Origin of the sequence: Hyphomicrobium sp. (assembly GCF_019744875.1) — a bacterium.
In the GTDB taxonomy this organism is placed as follows: Bacteria; Pseudomonadota; Alphaproteobacteria; order Rhizobiales; family Hyphomicrobiaceae; genus Hyphomicrobium_C.
Genome location: NZ_JAIETU010000002.1, coordinates 1,327,618 through 1,344,040, shown reverse-complemented (window position 1 = coordinate 1,344,040; position 16,423 = coordinate 1,327,618). Strand labels below are relative to the sequence as shown.

Genomic DNA, 16,423 nt, shown 5'->3' with positions numbered 1-16,423 from the left:
AACTATTGGTCCGATGAATAGTAAAGCCGACAAATTGCGGATTCCAACGACGCAGATTTTGGCCCATCGCGTCGCAAAGCGTTTTTCGGCTTCAGACTACTAGCGGACCAACGCTCTCGAGCCTAGGGAGCTAACACGAGAATCGCTGCGATGTCCGCTAACTCGGCAAAGCAGACGCCGCAGACTGCCAAACGCTAGCGGCTAAGACGTCCGCGTTGGGTCATTTGTGAACGGGGGTTTGATCATGGCCAAATTTCCGCTCTGGGTGAGATAAGTGACAAGGCTGGGTGATTTGTTCAATTCATTTTCTTGGCGTAGGGGCGGACCTGATGCGTAGCCCTGTCCAGCGGTCGAACATCATCCCGCAATCAGGACAGGCGATGGCCACGGTCATATCGAGATGCATGTCTTAGATCCAGATCGAGCGGCGGTAGTGCGTTTCCCCACCATAATGGTGGAGGATTTCAGGAGGGATTTCCTCCCCCCCATGAGACACCACATGCGGGGCAGGCGAGGGGCCAGAATGTCATTTTTCGGGCTTGGCTGGCGTACCCTTTGCTGTTCTGATGATGCCGACGATGGTCAGCAAAGCGGCGAACCCCAAGAGCCCGTAGTAGATGGAAGGCTCGATGCAGGGCGTGTTGGGTAGGAATTCCTTGCCGGTATGGAAGCACTCTATTCCGAACATGCTGGCGCGTTTGATGAAGGTGAACGTGGCCACGCCGATGACGAGGCCGAGGATGAGCGCGGGCGAGATTTTCATGGGGTGTCCTGGGTCAGTTGCAGGTTGATTTGATGGTCTGGAAGGCTGCGCGGAGCTGCTTGGGGCGTGCCTTTGGGTTTGGGTAGGTGTGGTTGGCCGATGCCGTGGCAGACGAGCAGTAGCTGTCGGAGCCATCGTCCTTCAAACCGCAGACCGCCTTCTCGCCGAGGAATTCCACGATGGTGGTCATCTTGGGTTTCCTGAGCTGTGGGTTGCGGTCGCCCCCTGCAAACGAGTGCAGGAGGGATTCCCACGGGTCGGGTTCGTAGCGTGCCTTGATGTCCTTCATCTTCCGGAAATCGAAGCGCTGCGAGGATGTGAACGTTTGTTCCTTCCAGTGGTCGCCATAGTCGTTTTCCTTCTCCGTCCTGGTGGTGGCGAGGGTGACGGTACAGGGGTCGTCCGAGGTGAACGTGAACCCCAACGTGACCTTCTTGGTGATGACGTTGTAGCCGTTCCGGTATTCCTCGTAGGTGCTCATGGCTTGGTCGTGCACGCCGGTGGTGAGCAGTTTCGCGCTACGGAACAGGGCGTCTTTGTCGGGTTGGGTTGTTGTAGGGAGGGCAGCGGTTTCGTCCGGCGCGGTGGAGTACGTGGCATTCAGGGTGCTGGCTTTCAGGATGACGGCATTGTTTGCCCAGCCGCGCACTTCGGGGGCTGAGTTGATGCGGGTCCATTGACCATCGGGGCTGGCGTCTTCGATCTCGAAGACGGCATTTGCTCCAATGGTCATCATGAGCGGGCCGTCCATCGCGGGGCGTTCGCGGACGTTGATGCCGGCCGTGGCAATGCGGCTGGTGCCGCGTTTCAGGGTATCGCCTCCCGGCGTGGGGGCATTGAACGGCAGTGCCTTTGCGAGTTCGCGTTCCTCGCTTGAAAACCTGCGGGCTTCCTCACCCTTTCCGTTGTGCACGATGAGCTCCCACTCGGTGGTGGGGCCACGGAAGATGTATTTGGGGCTTCCCATCGGTTCCACGGTGTAGGATTCGACCTTCATGCTGAAGGTGAGCGTGGCCGTGGGGTTTCCATGTTCAAAAAGGGCGCGGGCCTTATCCTTCGGAATGGAGATGCGCCAAGGGATTTTCTTCCAATCGGGAAGGGCTTCGACAACGGGGCTGAAGCTGAACATGTTGCCGAGGTTTTGCCAGCAGGTACGGTTTTGCGGGGTGAGGAAGTTTCCCACGGGTGCGGTGCGCGCCCAATCGTAGTCGCCCCGGTTGATCTGCAGGGTTTCGGTTTTGAAGTCATAGTCGAAGAACGAGAACTTGCGGTACAGGCCCTCGATCTTGCCGAACGAGCTGCTGCCAAGGTCTTTCATGCGGGCGGCAAGGTTGGTTAGGTAATCCTCGCGCTGGAATTGGTTCTGCAGGGGGGCGTATCCATGGCACCAGACATACCGTGCGAAGGTTTCGACGGCCTTGCGGTCGGTGAGCTTGGGGTTGGCTTTGACCATAAGGCCGACCATCGTATCGCTCTCCAAGGGGGGAGAAGCGAACGTGGGCTCGACAATGCTGAGCAAGGCAGCGCTGAAGAGCGCGCATTTCATTGCGTTCATGGGATGGCTCTCTGCGGTCGCTTTGGATCAAGTGATTTTGGGTTCGAGCACGATCTCCACGACTTCAGAGCCGCGGCCGGCGGCCATCAGCATGAAGGCGAGTGCGATCCACCCGATGATGGGGATGAACAGGCAGATGATTGCGACCGGCCAATTGAATGTCTTGCGCTTTGATAGGGTGATGTGGTTGCCCTGGTCGCGCAGGGTCTGGAACCCTTTTCCGGCGTAAGATGCCAGTGTGTTTCGGAATGCCTCTGGCGTGCTGACGGTAATGGTTTGCGGGTTGCTCATAAATGTCCCCCTGTCCTGAAAATCGGCATGCTGGTGGAAGTGCCCTGATCGGTAAACGGCGTGACGCGGAACCCGCAGCGGTTGACGAGATTCCAGCTGTTAGGATTTTGGCTTTGGGGGCCTGGTTGGTTTGAGCGCCGTTTGCTTGACGTGGCTCCGCCGGAAGTCCGATGGCCTGCACTTAAATTCGCGCAGGAACATTTCCGCGAAGTGGCGCTGGTTGTCGTATCCCGCACGCAAGGCAACCTCGCGCACGAGCAAGCGGGTGTGGATGAGAAGATGCTTGGCGAAGGTAAGCCGCGTGACGCGGATGATCTCACCCGGCGGTGGCGCATTGAGCTTCTTCAGTTCGCGCAAAAGCGTTGCTTGGCTGATGTTTTCCAAGCGTTTTGCAAGGTTGTCGAGGGTTAGGCGGCTCTCCTTGATGGCCTGCAAGGATGCCCTTCCGCTTCGCGTCGTGTCGCGCTTGATGGCGTCGATGATGAACCATTCTTCCTGGACCCATCGGCAGGTCAGCTCATAGATGCGCGCGAGGAACGGTGAATCCGGCATGGCGACCGGCACCATTGGCGGGTACGGCGGAGTATCCTGTGCGGGAAGCTTGTAGGATTTTGCCATGGGTGGGGATGCCGGACCTTTGGAAGGGTGCGCATCATTCGAACCGCTTGCGGATGAAGCAAGCGGCTCATCCCGGTTTGACTTGAAACCCGCTGGTAATGACGACATTCCCTCGGTTCCGATCTGCGTTTGCTGATTAATGGATGGTGGTGCCGTCCCAGTTGACGGCATCGACGCGTTCAACAGCGGCATGGAAACTCCTTGGGTTGAGCCAAAGCCATGTGAACAGGATCAGGCGCGGATCCATGTTCCCCTTGGCCTGATTGCACGCGTAGCAGGCGAGCACCGTGTTCTTGGCGCCGCGCGAACCACCGCGTGAAACGGGAATGAAGTGGTCGCGGCTTGGGGCGTCGGGGTGAGGTTGTTTCACCTCGTTGTTGACTGCCTTGCCGCAATAGACGCAGCGGCCGCGGAAGCGGGCGATGAGGGTTTCGATTTTCATGAGCCTGGGCACTTGCGTTTGGACATGGGGGATCGATCCCTCCGGCGGTGAGCCGGAAGGCGGTTCAGCTGCGGATGCTGGCGCTAGAAACGCGAACCCGAAAAAGCAAAAGCCCTCCTTGGGGGAGGGCTTGCTGGACGGAATCCGAGCGCCAGTATCAGCGATATAAAGTGGGCACTATTAAACTGTGCAGCTATAACAGGTGCATAATGTTTCTCCGTGGTATTGGCGCATTGTTTCTCACACGAGAAAAGTCCCATGGGGTTTTGATTTAATTGTGGCGGCATGGTTTCGTCGATCCGTATGCGGGCATGGTGATGCATTCACGCAAGCGGGGTGCTTGCGCGAGATTGCGGCGTGTGCGTTTTCGGTTCAGGTGGTTGCGCCGTGTGGCGCGCGTGTGCGTAAGAATTCGCGTGTGATTGCGGCGGCCATGTTGACCGGATTGCGTCAAACCTCAGGCGTGGAAATCTCTACCAACACCTAGCGGCCGGGTGCTTCGGGAAGTAGGTCGCGTGGATCGGCGGGAGGCGATGCGCGTGCGCCGAGGCGTTCTGCGTGGTGCCATTCCAGTACCCGGGGCCTTTTTCCGGAAACGGCGTTTGAAAGATCGGCGAAGTCAAAGCCGATTGCGTCGGCGGTATCGCGTAGAGTCATTTTGTTTGATCGGGCCAACGCCATCGCCTTGTTCCAGACAGCTTCACGATTGGCGGCGCTGGTGCGGTAGAAGGACCACTCGTTCGTTTCCTGTTCGATCAGCGGGCGCGTCAACTCATCTGCGGCAAGGCTGAGTGTGGCGGCAAGCTCGGTGATGAAGGTGTGTTCGACGCTGACGCGGCCTTGGGAGAGGGCGGTGGCGAGATACGCCTTTCCCTTTAAGGCTTCACGCAATGGCCCTCCTGTTAGGCTGAGCCTGTGAAGATGATACGCGAAGCGCGCCTCGAGGGCGTTGGGGTCTTGGCCTTCAGCCAGCAAAGGCCATTTGTACGGCAGTCCGTTTGGCTTTCGTTGTGAAAGCCTATGGGGCCGGGCACTCGCCTTCCTGACATGTGGGGCGCGGCAAACTCAGATCGGCAGTGAAGAGGCCAGACCGAGCTTTTGGAGGATCTTCAGCGCTGAACGCAGCGTGAGGGACGTGTCGCCCTGTTCGAAGCGGTTTACGGTCGGGAGACTGAGGCTGGCGATGGCAGCAAGTTCCTTTTGGGTCAGGTGCTGGCGTTTGCGCGCGGCAATGGCGTCTTTGACGATGCTTTGCCAATCGAGCTGAATGTTCCTTTCCATCTCGCCTCCATGTTTCTGATGATCTTGGTTTTGAGATGTGTGTCCCCATGGGGGGCATCGTGGACGGCGGCGATGGCACGCGGCAGGCGTTTGCCGAGCGATGCGATGAGGCCGGTAAGGCCGGTTTGCAATGCGAATTCGTGTGCCAGCAGTTCGATGTTGCGGGCTTTGAGATCAACGAGCCTGCGGCGGTGGCCGTCGAGTGTGAGGGCGAGATCCGGGTATTCGTAGAGGATGCCGCACACCTGGTCGTAGCAGGGCGTCAGGGATAGCTTGCCGTTCTCGTGCAGCATGGCGTGGTTCTTGAGGTGCATGTCGGTATTGCCGATTAGAAATCCTGCAAGGATGCGTCGCAGCATGCGGTAGAGGTCGGTGGGGGCGCATTGGGGGGTGTTCAAGATGAAGCTGGCGATGTCGCCGTGGTCCGCGTCGTACTTCAGTCCTGACGGCATGCCGAGCAGGCTGGTGAATTCTTCAAAGTGGATGCGCTTCCCATCCTTGCGGTCGAAGCGCGGGATGATGAGGGCATTGCCCAATTCCGGCAGATGCTGGATGGTGGGCTGAACGATCGGCTCCCGTGGCAGAAGCATCCGGAACGCGAGCGTGGAAAGGTATTCGTTCTCGATGATGTCCGGGTGCGATTCCGACGGGAACTTGGCTATGTGTGTGCTGATCTCGCGACCCGCGGCCGGCCGGAGTTGTCCATCGCTTTCAATGAGAGCTTGGGCTGGATGCCGGAAAGCGAAGCGCGGGAACGGTAGGCTGCAACGCTCTTGGCGTCTGTGGGGTCGAGAAGGGTATTGGAAAGCGGACGAGGGGACGGGTCAATAACCGAAACGGCACCGGCGCAGTCGTGGCCGAAGGCAAGCAGGAGCTCAACGGGGCGCGCTTCTCGTTTTCCCAACAGGCGGGATTGCGCGGAGGCGAGCCAGCCTTCGGCAAGGAGGTTATCGAAGAAGGGATGCAGGCCGTACTCGGTGGAGTATGCGTCGGTACGGACGGGTATGAGATGCGCGATCGGTGGCCCGGTGTAGGTTCTATCGTACTGGAATGTGTACCGGTTGCCGGTTTCTTCGCGCAGGATCCCGCAATAGGTATCCGCGTAATAGACGTTGCCCCACAGTAGCTCAGCCAATCAACCCGCTTTCATTGCAATTAAAGTATACTTTATTTTATGGGGCGTGCCGAGAAGAAAATCAAGTCTATGATATGTTGCTTCGTCTCGATGTGATGTGCCGGTTGCGTGAATATTAGACTTCGCATAATTTTTGAATGAATAAGAAATGGCGGAATACAGCCATTCGTATAACAACCATTATGTTAAATTGTGGTGGGGTCACTTAGGTCGGCTGGCATGTCGGCAGATCCCTTCGGGATGTCAGCCTTCACGATCCTATGAAAAGATGACGGCGACCACGATCGTCCACAAGGCCAGCGAACCGGCGACCATGAGAGCGCCAAACCACCAAGGGTTTCGTTTGCCGTTGCGGTTCTCGACCTCGATTTGCTCCCAATGGCCCATGGCTTGAGTTATCCCCGTGCCTTTGCATCGTAGCAGAATGGAAACGATGGAGGTGGCGGATGGACAATATCAGACCGTTGGTGACTGTCGAGGATGCGGAACGGCATCTTTTGGCGGTTCTGGTTTGGGTAGAAGGTCAATGCGGTGACGAACGGCTGGGTGCCCTATTGAGGCGCTGCCTAATCCGTACGGCGATGTCGCGCGTGAAATGGCTACAATAGAAAGGGCCGCTTTCCTGTCTAGAACATAACATCGGATATGTTCAGAAGTGCGACAGGGGGGGGGGTGCCAGCACCGCAACAGGTCCGCTATACTTGAAGCATGGACAAAAAGCGTCACCACTACATCCCACAAACCTACCTGAAGCGGTTCGCCGGCAACGACGGAAAGGTTTACATCCACCTCAAGGATGAGCCGGGCAAGGTTATTCACCAAACGCCAGACAACACCGCATTTCACAAGTATTTCTATTCACAGCCCCTTCCCGATGGCGGAAGGGACAACAACAAGTTGGAAGATTTCTTCGGCACGGTGGAGAACAAGTGGCCGTCCCTCGTCGATGCCATCCATAACCGACGCCCAATCAAAATCGACGACCTCTATGAGTTCATTGCCTTGCAGCGGGCGCGCGTTCCCGCCGCCAGGGATGCCTTCGAGAAGATGCAGGCTGAATCAGTCCGTGCAGCGGCGTTCACACTCGACAAGATGGGCCTCCTTCCCCCGAAGCCGGAAGGCATGGAGGATATTCTTGAACAGGCTCTTATCTCTATCGATCCGCACCAATCGATCCACTCCATGCCCACCGCCATGCGTGCCATGGGCACCGTTCTGGACCGGCTTGGGCTGGCGGTTCTCCACAACACAACGGACGTGCCGTTCCTGACCAGCGACAACCCCGTTGTCTATTTTGATCCCCGCCTCGCTGATGAGGAGCTTCTTCCCTACACGATCGACCGCAATGGAGGGCCAGTCGCCTTCCAGTTCCCGATAACCCCTCAGCTAATGCTTTACGGGTATTCGGAGATCAGGGATGCGTTCGTACGCAACGGCTTGGGGCATGGCGATATCCGCGATGTAGACAAGGTTGAGATGTTCAACCGACTCACCTGCCGGTTCGGATACCGGGCAGTGTTTTCGCAAGCCCCCGGCACTGAAGGCTTGGTGCAAGAGTACGCAGCCAAATCTCCCATCGTGGAGAGCGTCATCCTTCCTCAGGACAAAGGGCATCTGGTTGTGTCGCAAAGCGTGTTTGGGCAACGTACTCCCAAGCCCAAATGGGATGACAAGGACCGCTCTAACCCGGCGACATCTGGAGAATAGAAGGCGGCAGGATGCTTCCCCTTTGGTGACCTTCAGCGCTACAGTTGCAAAAGCGGGCTCGGGTTGGAATTTGGGACCACGATCATCAATCGATTCATGGCTCGGCTTAGGCCAACATAGAGCAAGCAACGTGCCTCCGGCGTATCAGGAAATTGTTTGTCGTCACACGCCATCAGCACTACGCAATCGCATTCCAGTCCCTTGGCCTTATGGATGGTGCTGATTGCCTTGGGTGGTGGGCTTGGTCTCGAATAGGTCCGCTTGTGCGTCAGCGCGTTGAACCCCTCCTCCGCGGTTGAATATTCAGCCAGCCGGGCGGCCTCCCAAAATTCCTTACTGTGGTCAATCTTGATGTCGTTGAAGACGGAATCTGATGCGCGGAGATCACCAATCGTGCGCAGCACCTTAGCCACGCCCCGAAAGTCGGGCTCGTCAACAATCAATTTTGCAAGGGCCTGTATCTTTGCTGGTTTGGTGTCGGCCTTGCGCTTGGTGGTGCATCCTCCAGCTACCTCCGCTTGAAATTGGTCGCCGAACGCGGAGGGACTGAACCCCACTGCCACTTCATCCATGAAGGTGACGACAGCAGCCGCCAAGACGGTCGTGGTTTGAGGCTCCTTCAATACCCCGATGAGCTTCTCCAAACCTTTTCGGGTATGCCCCTCCCATAGAGGTATCTGACGGTAAAAGAGCGCTCTCAGTGCCGAGGCGGTTCGTGTGTGATGCGCCACGACCAGCAAGGAGTTGGTAGCTCCAATAAAAGCGTCGATGGGCTTCCGGTGCGCAGTTGAAAGCAGGACGTCTCCATATTTCTTGGCGATGTTATCGACCCGGATGACAACTACAGACGTTGGACGGTTTACCAGATCCACTTTGCCACCAGCCTTTAGCGCCTCCCTGGCGCCGAGAATCCACTTCCCGAGATCTGGGTCGGTGTTCTTCCAACGGTGCGGAACATCTAGCTCTTCGAACGTGTCGGCTTCTTCCTTCAGAACATTCCAATCACAGGGGAGGCAGCCGCCAACGAAGGATTTATCCTTGAAGATCTTTTGCATCGGATCAGCGAATACCCGAAGCCTCGCACCACCAGCCTGGATGGCAGCAATGACCGCGTGTTGTTCTCCGCTGCAATCCTGATGTTCGTCGCAAACAATCAGGGGGTAGCGCTGAGCCAACGCTGCTGCGATCGAAGGGTAACGCTTCAGCAGCGCCGCTACCTTGACGCCTAAAAGCCCATATCCATCATCTCCCGCCTGACGGGCCCAAACCGAAGCATCGGCGGGCAACGCAAGCCCACGATGATAGGCAGAGGCTATTTGTGCAATGAGGCTGTCGATCGTGCGGATTTCGATGTTCGAGCCAATTCCCTTGGTCTTCTTGTCAAAGATGGAGCAAGCAGCATGGGTGTGGGTCAAAATCAGTAGTCGGCCTGGCTTGATGGCCGCAGCAATGTCCTTGGCGTAGTCAGATCCTTGAAAGGTCTTCCCGCATCCGCCCGGGGCCTCAACGACCACCAGTGCAGCTTCCGAACGTAATGCCGCGTGAACAGATTCATCGGTCACGACGGAAGGTCCGTAGTGGCTGGCAGGCCGACCACGCCACGCACAGCATTGAGGAACGGAAGGATCTGCGGGGAAAGCGATGGCCAGGCGCCAAGGGCAATCATCTTTTCAGCAAGCTCGCGCCCGCCCAGATACGACTTGAACCAAGAAGTCTGGTGGTTTTTGAACTTTTTCTTCTCCTCCTTGTCCTCTTTCTTGTCATCCGGAACCTTACCCGTCGCCGCATCGATCATCACGGCTATCAGCTTGTCACCTGCGGCTGTGGTGATGGTGGTAAGATCCTTGGCGGTGGTTCCAAGCCTGTCCGCCATGGTTCTTAGGCGGATACCCGAGAGGCCATCCGGATCTTCAAATAGCTTCACCACCTTGTCGGCAGGGATGGCAGCAAACACGTTTTCTTCCACGCAACCGCTGGGCCATCGGAACAAGAGACTGCCTTGCTTCTCCAAGAGGCCTTTCCAGATGTCAGGGTAAGTGCCTTCGTTATCCGCGAAGCCACCGAATGCGAGGCCACCCTCCGACAAGGCTTGCAGCAGTCGCAGGGTGTTTTCGTTACCGTTGCCATCGGCAACGAAAATGCCGAATTGCTCAAGGGTAGCGCCTAAGGCCTTTTCTAAGAGGTACGTGACAAAGCCCATTTCCGTGGCGCCCTCGGCAACGATGGCAAACCGGCAGAGGAATGTTTCCGGTTGGCCTTTACGGAACAGCGCAATCTTGTCGGCGCCTAACGGCCTGATCTTTCCCTTAGCGTCGACATACCAAACGGAGGATTTGGTCGTTGCTGCCAGAACGGAGGTGCTGTGGGTCGTTAGAAAGACCTGTGAGGCAGCCTCTTCCAGTTTTTTGACAAGGTCCCGTTGACGATATGGTTCCAGCCCACGCTCTACCTCGTCCACCAGGGTGATCGGAAAGGCGCTCTTATGTTGTTCCGCGATGGCCAAGGCAGATAGCCGACGCGTACCAGATCCCCAACTCGAGAGGGGCAAGTCCACAGTCTGATGTTTGGCCGTGAGCCCGATCAAGGCACCAATCGAGAACCCCTGCCCGCCTGCGATACCGAGATCGAGCCCATGGGGTAGAGCGCGCTTCTTGAACTCGCCATCGAGATTTTCAAGCGCGTCCTTGGCTTCCTGCTTAAGAACATCCCCTATGTCGGTGCCCGACATTTTCTCGGCAAGGCGTGAGCGCAGGCTGGCATCGGACAGCAACCGATCCAAGGCGGATCCCTGGATCAAACGCAAGTCCCGGTCATTCCTGTCCTCGCCACTCAGGCGGACAAGCCCAATGCTACGCCGCAGTCCGACTGAAAATGAGGAAATTCTGTCATCGGGCTGCATGAGCTCATAGACAAGCTCCATATCCGTCGTACCCCGAACCCTGGCGCGGTAGACCAAATCCTGAGAGGCCGCACTGCCATCCTCCGCCAGCTTAGGTACCTGCGGGTCTTTGCCGTCCCATTCCCATGGCCAGGAGGGATTCAGTTGTTGGCCGATGGTGCTGCCGGAGGGAAACGAAAAGACCCCCTCAATTTGAAACTCGGAGTTGTATTCCCGTTGCCAATAATCGGTATCGGAAACGACTGTCGTATTTGTGGGGCTTAGCAGCAAACCCACAGCATCCAAGATGGTCGTCTTTCCTGCGTCGCCGCCGCCAAGGATGATGTTCACACCCGCGTTTGGGTGCCATGTCAGCGATTGGACACCTCGGAAGCGTTCGATGATTAGGCGGCGCAAGATTGGTGCGGCTGGAGGCACCGCAACCGCTGCATTATTTGTCGGTGTCATGTCGCCCCCTGGATCTTCTATCGTTTCGAACTTTCTTGAGAAGTCGCTTGAGGCGACGCAGGAAACAGTTCGCATGCGTGAATGTAACTCAATAACAATGCCTTGCGAAGCAACCTATTCTGTATACGCATTGATGCGTCGGCGAGATTCGCTGTGTCGAACCGCTGCTACGGCTATCCCGTGAAGCTTAAGCAACCTTGTCAGCGTAGCGAACGGGGTTGGACGCTCCCTGCTTTCTCAGCCAATCCGGTATGCGGTGTCGCAAGTATTGCTTGGCGATGTTCTCCGGTGCCTCACGTCCGACGAACCCCAACGGCCCTCGCGGTTCACTGACGTGTGCGGGAAGTGTACGGGTGTTGCGGGGTGCCATTCGTCGGCAACAAAGACACCGATGATGAGGCCTCGTTCAACGGCCATGATCAGATCGGCCTGCCTTGCTTTCCTGGGGTCCAGCTTCCAGGCGTAGCGGACGGCGTCGTAGACACTATCCCTTTCGAGGACGGATTTGTTGACGGTGATGAGCAGCGCTGAATGCCGGAACACGGTTTCGGGGGCAGCATAGCGTTCGATGATCTGCTTGGCATGCATCAAGCCGCGTTCACCGGAAGAGCGGCCGCCCGCGATGTTGTGGGCTTCGGGGTAGGCATCGATGAGGGCAGCTTCGAGTTCAAGGGCGGTTGCTTCGTCGAGGCCGTGCCGGTGGATGACGTGTGCCACCTCGAATCCGTCCCTGCAGATTTGGCGGATTTCCGGAGCTTCTCGGTCTGCTCGTCGTCAGAGGCGGCAAGCGCCCCCTTTTGATGGGCAAACACGCGGTTGCCGTACCCCTTCCCCACATAGAACGTTTCCCCGTTCCGCGGGTCAATCAGGCGGTAGACATAGAAGCCGAGCTTTTCCGTCACTTCATCTGTGAACATATTTGGTCTCTGTGCGGTGTCGAATCAAATGATCAAAGAAATTAAGCCATCGGCTCCCCCTTTGCGAATTCGCACGGCAGGCCACTAAAATGATAAAGGCCGCGTCCCTTTCGAGAAGCGGCCTGTCTGATTTGACGGGAAGGCTAGGCTTTGCTGCGCTGAACCTTTGTCATCTTGCGCTTGGTGTAGCCGGTTGCGGGGAAGGCAAACCAGCGCGGCAACCATCCGTCGACCTTCTTGCGGCCGTCACCGCTGAGGGCTTTCTTGATGATCTCCTTCTTCGCCTTGCCGGTGCCCGTGAGGTAGCTTGCGGCGGCATCCTTGCCGATCACTTCCGCGAGCATGGCGTTTAACACCTCCTTGTCGCGCGTGAGGTCGAAGAAGGTGTCGTCGGGCTGCCAAAGCTTGTCGATGGTGACGCCCATGGTGGCGCCGAGTGTGTCGACCACCTCGGTCCCGAGGGCGAGGGTTTCGGCGGTGAGCGAGGCGAGGATGGCGAGCACGTCGTTGTCGGGTAACGTCTGCAGGTGGGCGAGAATGACTACCACGCGCTCGCCATGGGAAGGGCAGCGGATGGCGCCCTTGTCACCCATGTAGATGGCATCGCGTTTGGAGCCCTTCGGCAGCAGTGCCTTGGCCTTGGCGCGGATGTCCTTGAACATCATTTCGGTCGGCAGATCTTTCAGAGCGGTGGCAATCGCCGCGTTGGCCGGTTGGCGTCCTTCGGCGCTGATGGACCAGTGCGTAGATCCGGCGATGAGCTGTGCCACTGCAAGCCGCAAGGCCAGCTTCGGCGTCTTGGCGAGTTCGGCGCGCACGGCGGAATGGCGCACAAGGTCGATGTAGTTGGCCAACGGTTCGGAAAGTTCCGGCCTTTGCGGCGCGTCCTCCTTGCCTATGGTTTCGGCTTCTGTTTCCTCCGCGCCGCTTCCCTTCTCCGCCTTCCGTTCGAGCTTCTTGAGTTCGGCGGTGGTGATGAGGCCCTTGTGGAGTTCCACCTCACCGCTGGGCTTCACGACGATGTAGACGTGACCGCCCTTGGCTTTGGAAAGGTCGGCGTAAGTGTAGCGGTGGAAGTGCTGATCCGGTTCGAGCAGGTGAACCTCGGCCCAGCCTGACGTTTCCAGCGCGTCTTTCTGTTTGGCGATGGCCTCGTTCTGGAGCTGCCAGAAGAGATCGGCACTGGTGAAGTAGGCGTCTTCCCCGAAGAGGTCGTTGGCGATGGGCGCCTTGTAGTCGGCGAGGTCGAAGATGGCCACGCTGGTCTTGATGGCGGCACCACCGAGCAGCCATTCCTTGAGCTGCCACGACTGCGGGAAGTCATTTCCGGTTTCAAAAGCTTTCAGGTACTGCTTCTGCTTGGCGGCGGTGGCCATGGTCAGCAGCTGCAGTTCCTTCGCCCCGATGTCTTCGTTGCGGTACATCTGGCGGATTTTCGGAAGCAGGTTGCCGATGGCCAGGCGCCTTTTCACCAACTGCTCGGTGCATCCAAACGTGAAGGCGATGTGGGAGATTTCGCGCCCCTGTTTTTGAAGGGCGGCGAACACCTCGTACTGGTCCATTTCGTCCATGGGCAGTCGTTCGGCGTTCTCGATGAAGGATGCCTCGATGGCGGCGGCATCGTCACCGGGTTCGAGAACCACGGCCGGAACCATATCGGTGCCGGGATGGCCCTTGGCGTTGAGCTTGCGGATGGCGAGGGTGCGGCGTTCACCGAACACCACCTCGTTGGTGCCGTCAGCTTGCTGGCGGATGCCGATGGGCTGGAGCAAGCCCGCAGAAGCGATGGTCGCGGCCAGCGAGTCCACGTCCTTGTCCTTGTGCTTCCGCACGTTGATTTTCGAGAACACGAGGCTGGGCAAGGGAACCTCGCGGATTTCCCGCTTGAACGGGCGCGGTGCGGGTAGTGCGGGCGCTGTTACTTCACCGTTGGCTTGTGGCGCGGTTCGGGCGTCGAGGGTCATGGGAGTTTTCCTTTTGTGGTGACGGTGCCGGCGAGGGCCTCTCCCCAGCCTTTTGCTCTGTCACCCGACCCCCTTCCCCTCCTCTTTCTCTCCCTATTGTCGGGCGGCTGGTCATCGGAAGAAATCTAGGGCCGCGTCCTCAGCGGCGCCTTTTGCGCAACTGGCCGTGTCACGGCAATGCCGAGGCGCTTCGCTTTATCGGCCAGGTTTTCGGAGATGCCGTTGCCGGGGAAGACGATGAGGCCGATGGGCATGACCTCCACCATGCGGTCATTGCGCTTGAAGGGCGCAGCCTTGCCGTCGCGTGTCCATTCAGGCTTGAAGGTGACGCAGGTGACCTTGCGGTTGGCAGCCCATGCGGTGGCGATGGCCTCGGCACCGCGGTCGGTGCCGCCGTGGATGAGTACCATGTGGGGATGCTTCTTGTGGGCATTGTCCAGCACGGCCCAGATGGCGATATGGTCGTTGTAATCCGGGCCACCGGCGAAGGCGACCTTTGGGCCGGCGGGCAGCATCACTTCGGTTTCCGCGCGCCGCTTTGCGCTGATGTAGTTTCGGCTGTCGATGACGGCGGCGGTATTCTTGCGGTGGTTGACCTTGGAGCCGGACCGTGGGCGCCAGGGGGAGCCGGTGTGGTCCTCATACTGCTGGGCCGCTTGGTCTCTCATGCGTTCGAAAGCGGCGCGCTTCTCCAGCAGCAGCTGGCCCTTCTCGATGAGGCGCTCGAGGGCGACCGATGATATTTCCGATCCGTCCTGCTGCTCCTGCGCGGCGCGCTGCTTCATCTCGTTGTCGTCGAGGAAGCGTTGCACGCGGTCGGTCTTGCGGTGGAAGAGGTCGGTGAGCGACCAGAGCAGGTCGGCGATGTCGGTTTGCAGGGCGGTTTCCGCGAGCGGCTGCGCGATGCCGTCGAAGAGGCCGGCGACGATACCGTCCAGGAGGTCTTCCGTTGGGAACGGGCGGTGCTCGGGTTCGTCGTAGTGGCCGTGGTGGCCGTAGAGGGCGAGAGCGTCGGTGACGCGGGCGGTTGCGGTCGAGGAGGGATAGCCTGAGGGGCGCGCGAGGGTGGACATGGGCTGTAACTTTTCCGTCGCTTCTTAGACAGGGGCCTCTTCCCTGCCTTTCTGGCGAAGCTCTTGCCGGGGGCGCGTTGCGGGCAGCACCGCGCGCGTTCTTCGCGCGCGGCCGGAACAACGTGGAGGACGGCGCAGCCGTTGCGCCCGGACCCGCCTCTGGCCTCCTTCGCCAGCTCGAAAGGCGGGAGGTGGCCGATATGAAGCGGGGGACGGCCCTTGCTGAGAGCAGCGCGGTCAGGATGATGCGGTCGACGGTGCCGGAAGGATGGACATATCCTCACGGGCCAACTGGTGGGCGAGCAGCCTATGCAGGACGTCAGCCGCAACGGCGCGGAGGTCGGCGTTCCAATCGTCCTTGCCGGGCGGTGTCAGCAACCCGACAGCAACGCCGGCCGCTGTGGCGACCGCTCGCAGCTGCTCGGCCGCTGCAACTCCGGCGCGGCCGTGGTCGTGAGCGATGTAGAGGCGCTTCAAGCCGGGCGGCGGGGTGAAGAGGCCAAGGTGGTTGGCCGACGCGCAGGCGACAACCGGCATGTGGGGAAGCAGGGAGCGGATGGACAGCATCGTCTCCAATCCCTCGCCTGCGGCGAGGACGTCGGTTACGGCACCGATGCGGATGGCGTTTCCAAGCAGGTCGCCGAGTGATCGCCTGGGTTCCTCGATGGCGGCTTTGTGCAAGCCGTCGGGAGCAAGGTAGAGGCGTTGCACGCCTGTGATGTCGCCCGCGTTGTCGGTGATGGCGGCGATGATGGCGGGGAGCTCCATGCGGCCGGTGTCGGTGAGGTGATAGCAGCGCGGATGGAAGCGCAACGCAGGCACTACAAGTGAGCAGGTGATGCCGCGTGTTCGGCGGAGGTAGGTTTCGCCGGGGGTGTAGGTAATGGGCATTGATGCGGCGAACAGGCGGCGCGCCGCCTGGCTGCTGTTGCGCGCCACGGGTTGGTGCTCGGGCTTTCGTGCCGTGCTGGGGAGTGACAGGAAGCGCAGGGCTTCCTCGCGGGCTTCAGAGAGGCTGATGTTGAGGGTCAACGCAATGATGTCGAGAAGGTCTCCATGTTCACCTGAGGCGGCATCTGTCCACTTACCGGCGGCGCCTGGCCCGTAGGTCGGTCCCGCAAGCCGCACGAACATGGAGCGGCCCTTGGTGTTGTAAGCATCGCCCACAATCCAGTGACGGCCGCTTTTGCGGCCGTTATCGAGGTAATGCCTGCAAACGGCCTCGGCGTTTTGCGCGAGGCGTTCTGCGATTTGGCGGATGGGTAGGGTCATGGGACTGCTCCTGCGGTTTAGCCGGTGGCGGTGCCTCTCTCTCACCTCCGTCCCGATTC

17 protein-coding genes are annotated in these 16,423 nt (G+C 59.0%); 1 reads left to right on the top strand and 16 read right to left on the bottom strand.

From position 1 onward, the window contains the following. Positions 1-526 precede the first annotated feature (526 nt). From K2Y42_RS06375 to K2Y42_RS06335, 10 genes are all read right to left on the bottom strand, one after another. Positions 527-763, bottom strand: coding sequence for a hypothetical protein (locus K2Y42_RS06375; protein WP_291149918.1), 237 nt, complete (start codon positions 761-763; stop codon positions 527-529). A 13-nt stretch (positions 764-776) separates the two neighbouring features. Further along, positions 777-2,318, bottom strand: coding sequence for an SH3 domain-containing protein (locus K2Y42_RS06370; protein ID WP_291149917.1), 1,542 nt, complete (start codon positions 2,316-2,318; stop codon positions 777-779). 27 nt (positions 2,319-2,345) lie between these two features. Further along, positions 2,346-2,609: a hypothetical protein gene (locus K2Y42_RS06365; RefSeq protein ID WP_291149914.1), complete on the bottom strand. Its 264-nt coding sequence runs from the start codon at positions 2,607-2,609 to the stop codon at positions 2,346-2,348. 99 nt (positions 2,610-2,708) lie between these two features. Beyond that, positions 2,709-3,419: a helix-turn-helix transcriptional regulator gene (locus K2Y42_RS06360; protein ID WP_291149913.1), complete on the bottom strand. Its 711-nt coding sequence runs from the start codon at positions 3,417-3,419 to the stop codon at positions 2,709-2,711. After that, positions 3,364-3,669 (bottom strand): HNH endonuclease, encoded by a 306-nt coding sequence (locus K2Y42_RS06355; protein ID WP_291149910.1) that lies wholly within the window; start codon positions 3,667-3,669, stop codon positions 3,364-3,366. Before K2Y42_RS06355 ends, K2Y42_RS06360 begins: the two co-directional genes overlap by 56 nt. A 483-nt stretch (positions 3,670-4,152) precedes the next feature. Continuing rightward, positions 4,153-4,560 carry a hypothetical protein gene (locus tag K2Y42_RS06350; protein WP_291149907.1) on the bottom strand — a complete coding sequence of 136 codons (408 nt, stop codon included), beginning with the start codon at positions 4,558-4,560 and terminating at the stop codon, positions 4,153-4,155. Between the two features lie 174 nt (positions 4,561-4,734). Further along, positions 4,735-4,950 carry a helix-turn-helix transcriptional regulator gene (locus K2Y42_RS21250; RefSeq protein ID WP_366512348.1) on the bottom strand — a complete coding sequence of 72 codons (216 nt, stop codon included), beginning with the start codon at positions 4,948-4,950 and terminating at the stop codon, positions 4,735-4,737. Next, a complete protein-coding gene (locus K2Y42_RS06345; protein ID WP_291150212.1) occupies positions 4,875-5,576 on the bottom strand; it encodes a type II toxin-antitoxin system HipA family toxin in 702 nt (233 codons plus the stop codon). Before K2Y42_RS06345 ends, K2Y42_RS21250 begins: the two co-directional genes overlap by 76 nt. 32 nt (positions 5,577-5,608) lie before the next feature. Further along, positions 5,609-6,085 carry a HipA N-terminal domain-containing protein gene (locus K2Y42_RS06340; RefSeq protein WP_291149906.1) on the bottom strand — a complete coding sequence of 159 codons (477 nt, stop codon included), beginning with the start codon at positions 6,083-6,085 and terminating at the stop codon, positions 5,609-5,611. Between the two features lie 258 nt (positions 6,086-6,343). Then, positions 6,344-6,472, bottom strand: a complete 129-nt coding sequence (locus tag K2Y42_RS06335) for a hypothetical protein (protein ID WP_291149904.1) — start codon at positions 6,470-6,472, stop codon at positions 6,344-6,346. Positions 6,473-6,793: 321 nt separating this feature from the next. On the opposite strand from K2Y42_RS06335, the gene K2Y42_RS06330 reads away from it, so the two are divergent. Beyond that, a complete protein-coding gene (locus K2Y42_RS06330; RefSeq protein ID WP_291149901.1) occupies positions 6,794-7,792 on the top strand; it encodes a DUF4238 domain-containing protein in 999 nt (332 codons plus the stop codon). 38 nt (positions 7,793-7,830) lie between these two features. On the opposite strand, the gene K2Y42_RS06325 is transcribed toward K2Y42_RS06330, so the two are convergent. From K2Y42_RS06325 to K2Y42_RS06300, 6 genes are all read right to left on the bottom strand, one after another. Beyond that, positions 7,831-9,354 carry an ATP-dependent helicase gene (locus tag K2Y42_RS06325; protein WP_291149899.1) on the bottom strand — a complete coding sequence of 508 codons (1,524 nt, stop codon included), beginning with the start codon at positions 9,352-9,354 and terminating at the stop codon, positions 7,831-7,833. After that, the gene (locus K2Y42_RS06320; protein WP_291149896.1) at positions 9,351-11,138 is read right to left on the bottom strand and encodes an ATP-binding protein; all 1,788 of its coding nucleotides are present in this window, start codon (positions 11,136-11,138) and stop codon (positions 9,351-9,353) included. The genes K2Y42_RS06325 and K2Y42_RS06320 overlap by 4 nt, the downstream gene beginning before the upstream one ends. Before the next feature lie 237 nt (positions 11,139-11,375). Next, complete coding sequence (locus K2Y42_RS06315) at positions 11,376-11,855, bottom strand: hypothetical protein (RefSeq protein ID WP_291149894.1); 480 nt, start codon at positions 11,853-11,855, stop codon at positions 11,376-11,378. A 343-nt stretch (positions 11,856-12,198) separates the two neighbouring features. After that, on the bottom strand, positions 12,199-14,019 hold the full coding sequence (locus tag K2Y42_RS06310; protein ID WP_291149892.1) for a ParB/RepB/Spo0J family partition protein: 1,821 nt from the start codon (positions 14,017-14,019) through the stop codon (positions 12,199-12,201). 125 nt (positions 14,020-14,144) lie between these two features. Then, on the bottom strand, positions 14,145-15,092 hold the full coding sequence (locus K2Y42_RS06305; protein ID WP_291149890.1) for a DUF2493 domain-containing protein: 948 nt from the start codon (positions 15,090-15,092) through the stop codon (positions 14,145-14,147). Between the two features lie 237 nt (positions 15,093-15,329). Continuing rightward, the gene (locus K2Y42_RS06300; protein WP_291149888.1) at positions 15,330-16,364 is read right to left on the bottom strand and encodes a toprim domain-containing protein; all 1,035 of its coding nucleotides are present in this window, start codon (positions 16,362-16,364) and stop codon (positions 15,330-15,332) included. Positions 16,365-16,423: the final 59 nt, after the last annotated feature.

Excerpts from the sequence above, each read along its gene's own strand:
- K2Y42_RS06310 (WP_291149892.1), bottom strand. The coding sequence starts at position 14,019 with ATGACCCTCGACGCCCGAACCGCGCCACAAGCCAACGGTGAAGTAACA.
- K2Y42_RS06375 (WP_291149918.1), bottom strand. The coding sequence starts at position 763 with ATGAAAATCTCGCCCGCGCTCATCCTCGGCCTCGTCATCGGCGTGGCC.
- K2Y42_RS06300 (WP_291149888.1), bottom strand. The coding sequence starts at position 16,364 with ATGACCCTACCCATCCGCCAAATCGCAGAACGCCTCGCGCAAAACGCC.
- K2Y42_RS06355 (WP_291149910.1), bottom strand. The coding sequence starts at position 3,669 with ATGAAAATCGAAACCCTCATCGCCCGCTTCCGCGGCCGCTGCGTCTAT.
- K2Y42_RS06305 (WP_291149890.1), bottom strand. The coding sequence starts at position 15,092 with ATGTCCACCCTCGCGCGCCCCTCAGGCTATCCCTCCTCGACCGCAACC.
- K2Y42_RS06335 (WP_291149904.1), bottom strand. The coding sequence starts at position 6,472 with ATGGGCCATTGGGAGCAAATCGAGGTCGAGAACCGCAACGGCAAACGA.
- K2Y42_RS06330 (WP_291149901.1), top strand. The coding sequence starts at position 6,794 with ATGGACAAAAAGCGTCACCACTACATCCCACAAACCTACCTGAAGCGG.
- K2Y42_RS06320 (WP_291149896.1), bottom strand. The coding sequence starts at position 11,138 with ATGACACCGACAAATAATGCAGCGGTTGCGGTGCCTCCAGCCGCACCA.
- K2Y42_RS06370 (WP_291149917.1), bottom strand. The coding sequence starts at position 2,318 with ATGAACGCAATGAAATGCGCGCTCTTCAGCGCTGCCTTGCTCAGCATT.
- K2Y42_RS21250 (WP_366512348.1), bottom strand. The coding sequence starts at position 4,950 with ATGGAAAGGAACATTCAGCTCGATTGGCAAAGCATCGTCAAAGACGCC.
- K2Y42_RS06360 (WP_291149913.1), bottom strand. The coding sequence starts at position 3,419 with ATGCCGCTGTTGAACGCGTCGATGCCGTCAACTGGGACGGCACCACCA.
- K2Y42_RS06365 (WP_291149914.1), bottom strand. The coding sequence starts at position 2,609 with ATGAGCAACCCGCAAACCATTACCGTCAGCACGCCAGAGGCATTCCGA.